The sequence below is a fragment of the Nocardia sp. Marseille-Q1738 genome (assembly GCF_965283145.1).
In genome coordinates this window covers 855,374-869,391 of sequence record NZ_CBDIMS010000002.1, presented here as the reverse complement: position 1 = coordinate 869,391, position 14,018 = coordinate 855,374, and the positions used below count along the sequence as shown (strand labels likewise).

At 69.8% G+C, this 14,018-nt stretch carries 11 protein-coding genes; 4 read left to right on the top strand and 7 right to left on the bottom strand.

Annotated features, from left to right (window positions below; genetic code table 11):
- Positions 1-27 precede the first annotated feature (27 nt).
- A complete protein-coding gene (yaaA, locus tag ACWPXK_RS12385) occupies positions 28-771 on the top strand; it encodes a peroxide stress protein YaaA (protein ID WP_454196189.1) in 744 nt (247 codons plus the stop codon).
- A gap of 10 nt (positions 772-781) precedes the next feature.
- Here yaaA and ACWPXK_RS12380 read toward each other — a convergent pair whose 3' ends face one another.
- Together ACWPXK_RS12380 and ACWPXK_RS12375 are read right to left on the bottom strand one after the other, a co-directional pair.
- Positions 782-1,411 (bottom strand): HD domain-containing protein, encoded by a 630-nt coding sequence (locus tag ACWPXK_RS12380; RefSeq protein WP_454196188.1) that lies wholly within the window; start codon positions 1,409-1,411, stop codon positions 782-784.
- Positions 1,412-1,517: 106 nt separating this feature from the next.
- Positions 1,518-3,113, bottom strand: coding sequence for a PucR family transcriptional regulator (locus ACWPXK_RS12375; protein ID WP_454196187.1), 1,596 nt, complete (start codon positions 3,111-3,113; stop codon positions 1,518-1,520).
- Between the two features lie 219 nt (positions 3,114-3,332).
- Here ACWPXK_RS12375 and ACWPXK_RS12370 point away from each other — a divergent pair, with 219 nt between their 5' ends.
- Positions 3,333-4,697 carry an aminotransferase class III-fold pyridoxal phosphate-dependent enzyme gene (locus ACWPXK_RS12370; protein WP_454196186.1) on the top strand — a complete coding sequence of 455 codons (1,365 nt, stop codon included), beginning with the start codon at positions 3,333-3,335 and terminating at the stop codon, positions 4,695-4,697.
- A gap of 42 nt (positions 4,698-4,739) precedes the next feature.
- Positions 4,740-5,153, top strand: coding sequence for a PPOX class F420-dependent oxidoreductase (locus tag ACWPXK_RS12365; protein WP_454196185.1), 414 nt, complete (start codon positions 4,740-4,742; stop codon positions 5,151-5,153).
- 575 nt (positions 5,154-5,728) lie between these two features.
- Here ACWPXK_RS12365 and ACWPXK_RS12360 read toward each other — a convergent pair.
- From ACWPXK_RS12360 to ACWPXK_RS12350, 3 genes are all read right to left on the bottom strand, one after another.
- Entirely contained in the window at positions 5,729-7,189 is a 1,461-nt protein-coding gene (locus tag ACWPXK_RS12360) for an MFS transporter (RefSeq protein ID WP_454196184.1), read from the bottom strand.
- Between the two features lie 226 nt (positions 7,190-7,415).
- Positions 7,416-8,690, bottom strand: coding sequence for a uroporphyrinogen-III C-methyltransferase (cobA, locus tag ACWPXK_RS12355; protein ID WP_454196183.1), 1,275 nt, complete (start codon positions 8,688-8,690; stop codon positions 7,416-7,418).
- A gap of 105 nt (positions 8,691-8,795) precedes the next feature.
- Positions 8,796-10,226 carry a DoxX family protein gene (locus ACWPXK_RS12350; RefSeq protein ID WP_454196182.1) on the bottom strand — a complete coding sequence of 477 codons (1,431 nt, stop codon included), beginning with the start codon at positions 10,224-10,226 and terminating at the stop codon, positions 8,796-8,798.
- A 451-nt stretch (positions 10,227-10,677) separates the two neighbouring features.
- Here ACWPXK_RS12350 and ACWPXK_RS12345 point away from each other — a divergent pair, with 451 nt between their 5' ends.
- A complete protein-coding gene (locus ACWPXK_RS12345) occupies positions 10,678-11,148 on the top strand; it encodes a nucleoside deaminase (protein WP_454196181.1) in 471 nt (156 codons plus the stop codon).
- Between the two features lie 18 nt (positions 11,149-11,166).
- Here ACWPXK_RS12345 and ACWPXK_RS12340 read toward each other — a convergent pair whose 3' ends face one another.
- Both ACWPXK_RS12340 and ACWPXK_RS12335 read right to left on the bottom strand, forming a co-directional pair.
- Positions 11,167-12,528 carry a DoxX family protein gene (locus ACWPXK_RS12340; RefSeq protein ID WP_454196180.1) on the bottom strand — a complete coding sequence of 454 codons (1,362 nt, stop codon included), beginning with the start codon at positions 12,526-12,528 and terminating at the stop codon, positions 11,167-11,169.
- Between the two features lie 99 nt (positions 12,529-12,627).
- Positions 12,628-13,989, bottom strand: a complete 1,362-nt coding sequence (locus tag ACWPXK_RS12335) for a DoxX family protein (RefSeq protein WP_454196179.1) — start codon at positions 13,987-13,989, stop codon at positions 12,628-12,630.
- Between the last annotated feature and the right edge of the window lie 29 nt (positions 13,990-14,018).

The following is a 14,018-nucleotide window of genomic DNA, read 5'->3' as shown; positions in this document are numbered from 1 at the left end:
ATTTACAGCGCATTACCGTATTCGTTCGTGCTGGTGCTGCTGCCTCCTTCCGAAACCAAGTCCGACGGCGGCGCCGGAGCGCCTCTCGCGCTGGACGAGCTGGCTATGCCGCAGCTCACGGCGGTGCGCGCGCGGCTGGTCGAGGAAGTGGTCCGGCTGGCGGCCGACCCGGACCGCTCCCGTGTGGCGCTCGGGCTCGGCAAGGGGGCCGACAGCGAGATCGCCAGGAACGCGGCGCTGCGCACTTCGCCGACCCGGCCCGCGCTGGAGCGCTACACCGGGGTCCTCTATGACGCGCTCGACGCGCGCTCCTTCACGAAAATCCAACGGTCCAAGGCGTATGCCCGGCTCGGCATCGGCTCGGCCCTGTTCGGCGCGATCCGCGCGGGTGACCCGATTCCCGCCTACCGGCTCTCCGGCGGCTCCAAACTGCCCGGTCTGCCCACCCTTTCGGCCCTGTGGCGCGACGAGCTGGCCGCGGCGCTGCACGCCGAGGCCGCGGGCGAGCTCGTCGTCGATCTCCGCTCGGGCACTTATCAGCAGCTGGGCCGGGTTCCCGGCGCGGTCACCGCGAACGTGCTCACCGAGCATCCGGACGGCTCGCGCACGGTGGTGAGTCACTTCAACAAGCACCACAAGGGCCTGCTCGCTCGCGCCCTCGTGCTCACCCGGGCCGAACCGGCCGACGTCCGCGGGGTGGCGCGGGTAGCGGCCAAAGCCGGACTACGGACCGAAATCGCCTCGCCCACTGAGCTTTTGATCATCACCTGAGTGCGGATCGCTATCCGGTCGCAGCGGTGAGCGCGGACAGCTCGGCGGCGAGATTGGCCCGTGCCGCCGACTCGTATCGATGGCGAGCGGTCGGCGTGCGGAACAGATAGGGCTGCTCGGCGAGTTTGCGCAGTACCGCCGCCCGGCCCGCGCGGAACAGGTCGTCCGGGACGTGCCGGTACTCCGCACGCACCGCCCGGGTGTACGCGGCGTAGCCCGGGGCGTCGGCGGCGAGGATCGCCAAATCCGCGTCGCAGAGCACGTTGCCGTTGCGGTCGCCGGCCGCGGGGTCGTGGGACGCGGTGAGGCGGACCAGCCTGCCGACCTCGCCGATCATGTCCGGCTCCGCTCCCAGCGCGGCCAGCGTCGTCTCGGCCAGTTCGGCGCTGCGCTCCTCGTTGTCGGCGCGATCGACCGCGTAGACCGCGTCGTGGAAGAAGGCGGCATAGCGGACGGCGGCGAGGTCGTCCGCGTCGTCGGCCAAGTCCTCGATGACGGCCAGCATGGCGGCCAAGTGCTCGACGGTGTGATAGCGCCGATGCGGCTCGCCGTACCGCCGCACCAGATCCGCGCCGACCGCACCGGCCTGCTCCCCCGCCAGCGCGATCCACTGCGCCAGCACGCTTTCCTCCACCGTCATGCGCACAGTCTCACCGAACCGTCAGCGCTCGACAATGAGCATGGTCACCGCTCGGCCGTGCCGTCGTCAGGTCGCCGCACTTTCGCGAAAGCGGCAGCAGCACCTGTCACAGGTTCCCGGTACCCGCCGTCAGGTCGCGGATCAACAGGGCGGTGTGCAACGAGGTGCGGGATTCGCCGTCGTCGAGGTCGACGTCGAGGATGCGTGCGATGCGGGCGAGCCGGTCGTAGAGGGTCGGGCGGCTGATCTCTAGCCTGCGGGCGAGTTCGGTCTTGTTGCCCGCCAGGTCGAGGAACTGCCGCAGGGTGCTGGTCAGATCGGTGTCGTGGCGGATGTCGTAGCGCAGCAGCGCGCTCAGCTCGGTCTCGGCGAACCGCTGCACGCCCGGCTCACCGCGGATCAGCGACAGCAGACCACGCAGGCGCACGTCGCCACTGCGATAGAACGGCCGCGCCGCCGAACTTCCCAGCGAAAGAGCGACTTCCGCGACATGCGCGGCATGCGGGAGCCCGTGCGCGGTGTCCGACAGCGAATCCGACACCGCGCCCGCGCCGATCACCGCCCGCCGCACCCCGTCGACCCGGCGGACCTCACCGAGGATCGTGGCGCAGGCGGCGGCGAGCGCCTCGTCCGGGTCAGCGGCGCGCGGCAGCGCGAGGATCAGCGCAACCCGGTCCCCCTGCTCGGCCGCGACCAGCGCGGTCGTCTTCGACAGGCCGAGCCCGTGCGTCACCGCGTCCACGATGCCAACGGCGCGGCGCTGTCCCGCCACCGGATCGGTTTCGGTCGCGGCGGCGACGTCGACGGCGAGTGGGACGTAGGCGGCCCTGCGAGCCAAGCCGAGCGCGGCGGCGCGAGCGAGTGCGTCGCGTTCGTCCAGCCTGCCGTTGACCAGGTCGTCGATCAGTCCGGTCTGGGCCTGCCGGTGCAGACCGAAGCGGTCTTTCTCGATCATGCGGTGCAAGGTCAGCGTCTGGGCGGCGCGCTCGAGCACCATGCGCGCCCGCTCGCCCGGCACGCCGTCGGCGCGCAGGAGCAACCGGCCCCACCGCTGCGTGTGCGGGCCCACCGCCACCGCGTTCCAGGTGTCCGGCAGCAGGCGCGAGGTGGTCTCCCAGTTCTCCAGCAGCGCCGAGGTGGACGCGTGCCGCGCGGACAGCGCCAGCACCCGGTGCGCCAGGTCTTCCAGCACCACCGGCGCGTCCAGCATGGCCGCCGCGGTCTGCACGATCTCGGCCAGCGCGGCGCGGCGCACACTGAGCTCGGTGAACGTCTCGTGCACGGTGCGCGCGAACTCCAGCTCCGCGAATTGGTCGGCGACGATCACCCGGTGCACGGCTTCGGTGATCTCCACGAACCGGGTGACCCGGTGCAGCGCGATCAACGGAAGCTCCAGCGCGTCGGCCGTCGCCGCGACGGCGGGTGACAGCGCGCGCACGTAGCCGCCGAGTTCGACCACCAGCCCGGAAACCCCGGCGGCAGCCAGGGTGGTCAAGTACTCCGCCGTCGCCGCGTCACCGTGACTCATGGCCTGTCCGGTGGTCAGGATCAGCTCGCCGCCGACCAGCAGTTGCGCCGTGTCGGCCACCTCGCTGACATGCACCCAGCGCACCGGCCGCGCCAGCGATCCGCCGCCGACGACCTCGGGTTCGCCCGCGCGCACCACCGGCATCGCCAATACCTCGGCCACGGAAGGAAGCACCGACGAATCGTAATACCGAGCGCGAAGTTTCATACAGATCGTCGGCACATCAGGATGGGTACATGCCGGAGAGTGAGAGTCAGGCCGCGTTCCGGCCCCGGTCGCCTCGGGCATCGCAGACTCGCGGTGCCGATGCGCACCGACGGAAATGCGGAACATGCACACATCGGGCACTGGCTCGACCATAGGTAATGTCAAGTGACGCAGGAGAACTCGCCGATGACCCTTCCGAACGGACTGTCCCTCGACGAGGCCAGTGCCGCGGCCGCCCGAGCTTCCGAACTCGACCGCAGACATGTCTTCCACTGCTGGTCCGCGCAGGCGCACCGGGATCCGCTGACGATCACCGCCGCCTCGGGTTGCTACGTGTGGGACGGGGACGGCAACCGGCTGCTCGACTTCTCTTCGCAGATGGTGAACACCAATATCGGGCACCAGCATCCGAAGGTCGTCGCGGCGGTGCAGGAGCAGGCCGCGAAGCTGTGCACCATAGCGCCGCAGCACGTCAACGCCGCTCGCTCGGAGGCCGCACGCTTGATTGCCGAGCGCACCCCCGGTGACCTCGACCGGATCTTCTTCACCAACGGCGGCGCCGATGCCGTCGAGCACGCCGTGCGGATGGCGCGGCTGCACACCGGCCGCTACAAGGTGCTCGCGCGCTACCGCTCCTACCACGGCGGCACCGAGACCGCGATCAATCTGACCGGCGATCCGCGGCGCTGGCCGAACGACCGCGGCAACAGCGGCGTGGTGCACTTCTTCGGACCGTTCCTGTATCGCACCGAATTCCACGCGACCAGCGAGGCCGAGGAGACCGAGCGCGCGCTCGCCCATCTCCGGCAGACCATCGCGTTCGAGGGTCCGGAGACGATCGCGGCGATCGTGCTCGAACCCGTCCCCGGCACCGCGGGCATCATGGTTCCGCCGCCCGGCTACCTGGCCGGGGTGCGGGCCCTGTGCGACGAGTACGGGATCGTGTTCATCGCCGACGAGGTGATGTGTGGCTTCGGGCGCACCGGAAAGTGGTTCGCGATCGAGCATTTCGATGTCGTGCCGGATCTGCTCACCTTCGCCAAGGGGGTGAACTCCGGATATGTGCCGCTGGGCGGAGTGGCGATCGGTCCGGCCATCGCCGCGACCTTCGACGATCGGCCCTATCCCGGCGGGCTCACCTACTCCGGGCATCCGCTGGCCACGGCCGCGGCGGTGGCCACCATCACCGCGATGCGCGACGAGCGGATGGTGGAGAACGCCGCCGACATCGGCGCCCGCGTGCTCGGCCCCGGCCTGCGCGAACTCGCGCGGCGGCATCCCAGCATCGGTGACGTGCGCGGGACAGGCGTGTTCTGGGCGCTCGAGCTGGTCCGGGACCGGGTCAGCCGGGAGCCGCTGGCCCCGTACGGCGGGACGAGTCCGGCGATGGGCGAGGTGGTCGCGGCGTGCCGTGCGGCCGGGCTGCTGCTGTTCGTGAATTTCCATCGGCTGCACGTCGTCCCGCCGTGTGTGATCACCGAGGCCGAGGCGAAGGAGGGTCTGGCGATCCTCGACCAGGCGTTGGAAGCAGCGGACCGGCACACCGTCTGAACTGTGGGAATGCCCTGCCGCGCCGGGTTGTTCGCTCAAAGTGTGACCAGTACCGCTGTACTTTCCGATGACCTGAAGAAGTACCTGGACGAGGAGCGGGTGTTCGCCACCGCCGCCACGGTCGGGGCGAACGGGCAACCGCACCTCACCGTGATCTGGCTGAAGCGCGACGGCGATGATCTGCTCTTCTCCACCACCGCCGATCGCCAGCAGGGCAAGAACCTCGCGCGCGACCCGAAGATCACGGTGCTGATCAACCCGCCGGACAACCCGTACGTCTACGCGGAGATTCGGGGTACCGCGACGATCACCCCGGATCTGGAGAAGACGCTGCCCGACGAGCTCTCGCTGAAGTACACCGGCCAGAAGTACGCGGATTTCAACCCGGCGTCGGTGAACGACGGCCCGCGCATCATCGTGCGGGTGACCCCGCGCCGCGTGGCGGGCCGATTCTGATCGGCCCGCTGAGACCGCGCCCCTAGCCCGGCTGACGCTAGCCGCGAGGATGATTCCTCCGGCCCGGCGCCCGGCGCTGAATCGTCCGCGCCCCCGGTCCTGACGTCGCCGCGGTGGTGCACGACGAGTCGAGCGTCGGGCATATGCGGGGCACCCGCCGTCTGTGCGCGCTGAGTGCGTTGCGGGCGGCCGGGCCTGCCGGGCCTGCCGGGCCTGCCGGGCCTGCCGGGCCTGCCGGGCCTGCCGGGCCTGCCGGGCCTGCCGGGCCTGCCGGGCCTGCCGGGCCTGCCGGGCCTGCCGGGCCTGCCGGGCCTGCCGGGACATGCTCGCGGCGCTTGCCGAGACAGGCTTCTGCTGACCGGCGGACAGTGGATCCTGCGGTTACCGCCTACGCAGCCGCATCGGCTGCGACCACCCCTTTTCCGGGCGAGGCGAGACCGAGCATTCCCCGTTCGCGGCCCGGCTCGCGTCCGAGCGGCCGCCGCGTCCGCGACGCAGTCGCCAGTGGCGCTCGCTCAGTCGCGAGCCATAAGGGGGCCGCGAACACCCAGCGCCGCAGGCGCTGGCAAACAAACTCAGGCCTGCTGGGCCTCTTCCTGGGCGTGCTGCGCCATCGCCAGCTGCTGCGGTGTGAACCGCAACGTCAGCGCGACCAGTCCGGCCGCGAAGGCGATGAGCGCGCAGACGAACAGCACCAACGTGTAGCCGTTGCCCAGCGCTGCGATCTCATCGGGCGTCATCCCGGCGACCTTGCCGGTGCTGCCGCCGAGCGAGAGCGTGCGCGAGGCGGCGATCGGGGTGAGCAGGCCGATGAAGACCGGCGTCGCCAGGTTCATGAACATCTGGCCGACCGCGGCCAGCGGACCGATGTTCGCCGGTGGCACGCCGACGAGCACGCACAGCGGCGAGAGCACCATCGCGATGCCGACGCCGAAACCGATCACCGTCAGCAGCGGCAGCAACGTCGCGAAGTAGAGCACCTCGCCGTCGAGGGTGGAACCGAACAGCAGCCCGACGCCCAGCACCACGGCCGCACCCGCGAGCAGCCAGCGGGGCGCGATGTACAGCGCCGCCTTGGACGCCACCGCGCCGCCGATGCCGATGCCGACGGTGAACGGAATGGCCGCCACACCCGCCTTGAGCGGACCGTAACCGATCACGTTCTGCATGAACTGGGCGACGAAGAAGGTCATCGCGCCCAGCACGCCGCCCGCGAGGAAGATCAGCAGGAAGGTGGCGACGCGGTCCCGGCTGTCGAACAGCGACCACGGCAGCAGCGGATCGTCCACGCGCCGCTCCAGCGCCACGAAAACGATGAGCAGCACGACGCCCGCGATCAGCGAACCGATGATGGCCGGGTGCCCCCATCCGAGCTCCGGTCCCTCGGTGGCGCCGAACACGATGGAGGCGCAGGCGATGGTGCCCAGCACCGCGCCGGGCACGTCCAGCGACGAGCGGTGGTGTTCGGTGTCGGCGAGTTTGTAGGCCGCGCCGAGGATGATCAGCACGCCGATCGGGACGTTGATCAGGAAGATCCACCGCCACGACAGCTGGGTCAGCGCGCCGCCGACCACCAGGCCGCCCACCGAGCCGATACCGACCATCGAGCCGACGATCGCGATCGCCTGATTGCGCGCCTTGCCCGGCGCGAACGTGGTGGCCACCAGGGCGAAGGCGGTCGGAGCCGCGACCGCCGCGCCCGCGCCTTGGAGGGCGCGCGCCGCGATCAGCATGCCTTGGTTCTGCGCGAGCCCGCACAGCAGCGAGGCGAAGGTGAACACCGCCACGCCGACGACCAGCATGCGTTTGCGGCCGAAGGCATCGCCGAGCCTGCCACCGAGCAGCATCAGGCCCGCGAAGGTGAGCCCGTAGGAGGTCACCGTCCACGCGCTGCCCGCGCTGGTCAGCCCCATCTCCTCTTGCAGCCGCGGCAGCGCGAAGATCACGACCGTGCCGTCCAGCACGACCATGAGCTGCAACCCGCTCAGGACTAGGATCGCGAGCCCGAAGGCCCGCTGCGTCACTGGATACTGCATCGTCGCAGCGGGATTCCGAAGCACAGTGAGCCACTGTAATTGATAGCCCAACCGCCTCCCCGCCCCACCGACCCGGCACGCTGGCCATGCATGGCCAGCGGCCCCATAAATCGACGCCGCAGCCCTTGCCGCGGCGAGGTATCGGCCCGCACCCCGGCCGTCGGCGGCACGGCCATCACTGCGCAGGTTCCGCGATGCCGGTTCGATCCATGCGGCTGCGGGTGCGCTAACCGGTCGCGGAGTCGGCGTGCGATGGGGTGGAGGCGGCGGAGAATCCGGCGGTGGGGCCGATCACAACGATGGCGGGTGGCCGGATGCCTTCCTCGCGGACCCGGGTGGCGACTGTGCCGAGATCGGCGCGCAACACGCGCTGGGTGCGCAGCGTGCCCTCTTGGATGACCGTGGCGGGTGTGTCGGCGGGCCGCCCGCCGTCGAGCAGCGCCGTGGCGAACTGTTCGATCCGCTCCACCGCCATCATCAGCACCAAGGTGCCGCGCAGGCGGGCCAGCGCGGGCCAGTCGACCAGCGAGTCCGGATGGTCCGGCGCGACATGCCCGCTCACCACCACGAACTCGTGGGTGACACCGCGGTGCGTCACCGGAATCCCCGCGGCGGCGGGCACCGCGATGGGGCTGGTGACACCGGGCACCACCGTGACCGGGACCCCGGCCGCGACGCAGGCTTCCAGCTCCTCGTAACCACGCCCGAACACGTATGGGTCGCCACCCTTCAGCCGCACCACGAACTTGCCCGCCTTCGCGCCTTCGATGAGCGCGCTGTTGATCGCATCCTGCGCCATCGCCCGCCCGTAGGGGATCTTCGCTGCGTCGACAACCTCGACCTCGGGTCCGAGTTCGGCGAGCAGTTCCGGCGGAGCCAGCCGGTCGGCGACTACCAGATCCGCCCTGGCCAGCAGCCGCCGCCCGCGCACGGTGATCAGATCGGGATCGCCCGGTCCGCCGCCGACCAGGGCCACACCGGGCGTGATCGGCGTCGAGTCGTCGCTCACCACACCCGATTGCAGGGCCTCGAGCAGCGCGGTGCGCACCGCCGCCGAGCGCCGGTGCTGTCCGCTGGCCAGCACGCCGAGGGTCAGTCCGTCATAACGCGCGGTAGCCGGGGTGACCGCCGTGCCGAGCCGCGCCGTGTCGGCCCGCACGCAGAAGATCCGCCGCCGCGTCGCCTCGGCGACCACCGCCGCGTTGGTCTCCGGCTCGTCGGTGCACGCGATCGCGTACCAGGCGCCGTCGAGGTCGCCGTCGGCGTACGCGCGCAGCGCGATGGTGATCTGACCCGACGTCGCCATCCCCTCGACCGCGGGCGTGACCGCGCGACTCACCACGTGCACGTCCGCACCGGAGGCGATCAGCAGGCCCAGCCTGCGCTGCGCCACCGTACCCCCGCCGACCACGACGACGCGCCGCCCGCGCAGATCGAGCCCGACCAGGTAGTTCGGGTCGCCGGTGGGCTGGTCTTGCGTTGCGTCTGACGTGTTCGGCACAAGTTTCGAGCCTACGGCCTGACCGCCTGCCACTGGCAATCGACCGGCCACCCCCGCGGCGTCGGTTCGCATCGCCGCGACCACGACCGAGCGCCAGGTCGCCGTCTACCGGCGATAGGGTGCCTCCTGAACCCAGTGGAAGCCCCGCGCGATCAGGGGGAAGCTGTCCTGCTCGACCAGCTCCATACGCAGCCGGACCGGTCGTCCGCCGAGTTGGCCTTCGAGGATCAGGGTGGCCGAGTCGGGCTGCTGATAGGTGAACGTGCCGAGCTTCCACCGGCCCGCGGCATCCTGGGTGAGGGTGATCGTGCGTGCGCCGGCGTCCACCGTCCCGGGCAAGGTGACCAACGAGTCGTCCATGCGCTGAACGGTCACCGCGACGGGGTTGTCGAACACCACGCGGCGCAGGCGTTCCGAGACGACGGCACTCGCCGGGCGCGGCTGGCCGGACCGGCTGACCAGCGCGGGCAGCTCCTGGCCCGCGACCGTGTGTTCGGTGACCTCCCAGATGCCGTACAGCGGCGACTTCGGGCGCGCGTTGCCGTAGCGCTGCCAGGCGTCCAGCGCCTCGGCGACGGGGGTGACCACCAACCACACCGCGAGCACCGCTTGCAGAATCGCCGCGACCCGTCGCCCCCGCCCCGAGCCGAGCAGCGGCTGCCGGTTCGCCGCACCCACCGCTCGGCCGACGAGAACCCTTGCCAGACGGTTCGCCTCGGGCAGCAACAGCACCAGCGCGAACAGCAGCAGATGCAGCGCGTACAGCTTGACCGGCACGTCGTAGGCGAGGTTGAGCACCAGCACCTGGAGACAGACCACCAGCGCCAGCAGCGCGCCCGCTGTCGCGGTGACCGGCAGGAACAGCAGTAGTGCGGCGGTGACCTCGGCGAACCCGAGTGCGATCTCGTAGGGTTGCGAGACCGCGGTCTGCGCCCACAGCACCCCCATCGGACTCATGTCCCCGAACCGCTCGATCAGCAGGTGCAGATCGAACGCCATCTGCGACGGCAGCACCTTGACCATGCCGTACAACAGCAGCGACGTCGCGAGCGAGAAACGAAGGACCAACAGCAACCACCCGAGCAGCCGCGTGTAGTCCACGCGCCGCCGATCGGCCACCGACCAGACGGCCGCGACCAGCGCGGCGACGACCAGCCAGGTGAACGTCGCCAGCCAGTTCGCCGTGGTGTCGCCGCTGCCGGTCTCGGCCCAGCTGATCGGCTCGTCGATCCCGAAGACCTGCCTGCCCATCCAATCGGTGACCGGGCGCAGTCCCCACACCCGCGCTGACGCGATCACCCACTCGTGCGGTACCGAGAGCGAGCTGAAGAACGCCTGGAACAACCACTGTCCGGCCATGCCGATGCCCAGGTAGACGAATCCGAACCGGAACAGCACCCGCGTCAGCAGTCCCCACCGCTGCGCCGGCTCCACGGCCTCGTCCTCGTCCCGCTCGGCCTCGACCGATACCGTCGCCACCACGCCCGGCCCTCTCCGCTGATCCTGTGCGGCAGCAACGCTAAGGCGAGTCGGCATCGGCCGGTATCCGCGAAAACAGGTGCCCCAGGGATCGCAGGCACGGAAATCAGGGGCACGGATGTTCCAGCCGGGACTCGAATCAGGCTTTCTCCGAGGCAATTCCGGCGCTCTGAGCCGGCGCGGGCAAGCTGGAGCCCGAGCCGGTCGCCGACACCGTGCGCGCCGCGATCGCGCGGGCGCCACGGCGCGACGTACTGCTGGTGCCCGCCCCCACCACCCACGAAGCGATTGCACTCCGGGAGACGCCGCGGCATGCCGAAGTACCGGGCAACTGCGGCGCACGCCCCGGCCGATCCGCTGTGACCTGCGACGACACACCGCGGCGAACGGGGCGGCGAGTCGCTTACGGACATCAGGTGGCATACGGTCGGTTTGTCATTCACTCCGCCCGGCTCCACCGACGGACTCGATGTCGTGGCCGGGACCGACCGGCTTGGAAGGTGGACGCATGACACGGGTGACACCGGCACAGGAGCTACTCGAGGTGGCCTACGAGGAAGCACTCCACGGGCTCGCCGAGGGCGGGATCCCGATCGGCGCTGCCCTCTTCGACGCGGACGGCACGCTGCTCGGACGCGGCCGCAACCGCCGGGTGCAGTCCGGGGATCCGAGCGTCCACGCCGAGACCGACGCTTTCCGGGCGGCCGGACGGCGGCGCGACTACCGCAGCACGATCATGGTCACCACTCTTTCGCCGTGCTGGTATTGCAGCGGCCTGATCCGCCAGTTCGGTATCGGCTCGGTGATCGTCGGGGAATCGCAGACCTTCTCCGGCGGGCACGAGTGGCTCGCCGACCACGGTGTCACGGTGACGGTCCTGCAGGACCGGCGCTGCGCCGAGCTGATGACCCGGTTCATCGCCGAGCATCCCGCACTGTGGTACGAGGACATCGGGATCGCCGACGAACTCGACGCGTGAATCCCCCATCCGCACGGCTCAGCGGAAATACGGATATTCCTGAACCCAGTGGAAGCCGCGGCTGCGCAACGGGAAATCGTCCAGGTTCACCGAGGTCAGCGCGATCGACACCGGCTGTCCGGCGATCGTGCCGGTCAGTGTCAAACGCTCGGGTGCGGGCCGGTCGAAGCCGAAGCTGCCGATCATCGCCGGTCGCTCGGTCATCATGCTCGGCGGCGCCAGCAGGGTGAGGCTACCGGCGTCGGAATCGACCATCGCGAGCACCGGAACCAGCCGACCGTCCATCCGCTGCACCGCGGCGCCATCCCGATCGAAAACAACCCGCTGCCAACGCAATTCGTCGGTGGTCAGCGGCGGAAGCGGCTTGCCGTCCACGCTGAACTCGGTGACCGCCCAAATGCCGTACAGCGGAGGTTCCGGCCGTCCCGCGCCCTGTTCGGTCCATCGATCCCAGCCGGTGTAGGCGTTGGAGAACAGCAACCACAGCCCGAGCGCGATCTGCGCCGCGGCCGCGATTCGGTTGGCTCGCGGCGTCCGGAACAGCGGGGGCGTCGTCGACGAGCCGGTGGGCCGGTCCAGCACCAGTACGTTCACCAGGCGCCGGGCCTCCGGCGCGAGCAGCACCAGGCACAGCAGCACGAGGTGGAACGACAGAATCTTCGCCGGCACGTCGTAGGTCATGTCCAACACGAACACCTGGGTCGTGCACACCAGGCTCAGCATGGCGCCCACCAGCGCGGTACGCGGCACCAACAGCAGCACTCCGCCGAGCAGTTCCGCGCAGCCCAGCAGGATTTCGTACGGTTGCGACACCCCGATCTGGTTCCAGAGCACCGCCATGGGGCTGAAGTCTCCGTACGGCTGGATCAGCCGGGTCAGCGGCGTGGGCGGCATCTGCGTCGGGATGACCTTGGCCATCCCATACGAGACCATCTGCCCGGCCAGGCACAATCGCACGAACAGCAGGAACCACGGCTGCACCGCCCGGTAGTCCGGCCGTTTCCGATCCAGCACGCTCCAGACCACGGTTGCGAGCACCGCGGCAACCCCGACGAGGAACACCAGCACCCAGAAGTAGGCCTGATCTCCGCTGATGGACGCCGTGTTCGCCGCGACGGAGGCGCCGAACACCTGCGTGCCGGTCCACTCGACGAGCGGGCTGAGCGCACGGGCGACCCCGGAGTTCACCCGGTCGGGCAGCCATTGCCGGGCCAGACCTAGGAACTCCGGCACGATCGACGGATACACCAGGCAGAACAGGCCGAAATACAGAAAACCGAAACGGAACGCCACGCGGGTTGCGCCGCTCCAGGGCCGGGTACCGGGATCCGTGGCGCTCGCGGCGCCGTCTGCCCGATCGAGGATCGCTTCCGCAGTCACGGCGGTCCTTTCCAGTCCGAGTTGCAGACCGAAGGTATCGAAAAGTCCGGTACCCGTTCGGGAATTGGTCGGATCCGACGAATCGTCGCGGGATCGCGGTCAGCGAAAGTACGGGTAGTCCTGCACCCAGTGGAATCCGCGGCTGCGCAGCGGGAAGGAGTTCAGGTCCACCCGATCCAGCGACAGCGTCACCGGCGTCCCGTTCAGCTCGCCGGTCAGCAGCAGTGTGTCCGTGGTGGGCTGGGTGAAGGTGAAACTCGCCAGACGGGTGGGCGACGCGCCCAGGGATCGTGGCGGCTGCGACAGCACGAGCGTGTGGGCGGCATCGTCGACCTGCGCCACGACCGGCATGAACGAGTCGTCCATCTTCTGCACGCTCGCGTTCGGCCGATCGAAAATCACTCGGCGCCAGCGGTTCTCGTCGGTGACCAGCGGTGGCACCGGATGCCCTGCGCTGTCCCGCTCCCCGACCGTCCAGATGCCGTACAGCGGGGGCTTCGGCGCCCCGTTCGTTGCGCGCCACATTTCCCAGCTGATCTGCGCGGTGCCGATCAGGATCCACAGCCCCAGAGCCACTTGGAGCGCCGCCGCGATCCGGTTCGCGCGCCGGGATCCGAACAGGGCGGGCTGCGTGGCCGGCTCGGACGGGCGTTGCAGCACGAGCACATTCGCCAATCGCCCGGCCTGCGGCGCCAGGACCACCAGGCACAGCAGCAGCAAGTGGAACGACAGGATCTTCACCGGCACGTCGTAGGTCATGTTCAGCACGAAGACCTGCGCCATGCTCACCAGGCTGAGCAACGCGCCGATCGTCGCGGTGCGCGGCACGAACAACAGCACTCCGCCGAGCACTTCGGCGGTGCCGAGCAGGATCTCGTACGCGGGCGCTGCGCCGACCTGGTTCCACAGCACGGAGGCCGGGCTCATGGTCCCGTACGGCTGCAACAGCGTCGTGAGCGCCGGTGTGGGCATCTGTGTCGGGATGGCCTTGGCCATGCCGTAGAAGAGCATCTGGCCGCCCAGACACAGCCGGATGAACAGCACGAACCACGCTCCGAGGGTGGTGTACTCGCGACGGCGTCGATCAAGGATCGACCAGACGACCGTGATCACCGCGGCCGCGACGAGTTCACAGCAGATCAGCACCCAGATGGCGGCTTGGTCGCCGCTGCCGGAATCCTCGTGCAAAACGGCGTCGACTCGCAAGACGTGTTCGCCGACCCAGCCGGTCAGCGGGCTCGTCGCGCGCATCTGCCACAAAATCGCGCTCTCCGGCAGCCATTTCCCCACGATCCCTGTGAACGCGAAGAGGATCTGGGCGAACAGCACACAGAACAGGAGCAGATACGCGAAGACGAACCGGAACCCGATCCGGGTCGGCAGGCGCCAGGGCCGTCGCTCGACGCCGAGCCGCTCCTCGTCACGGCGGGGATCCAGGACATTCGTTTCGATCGTGCGCACACCGACCCCTCGCTCGCCGACAGATTCCG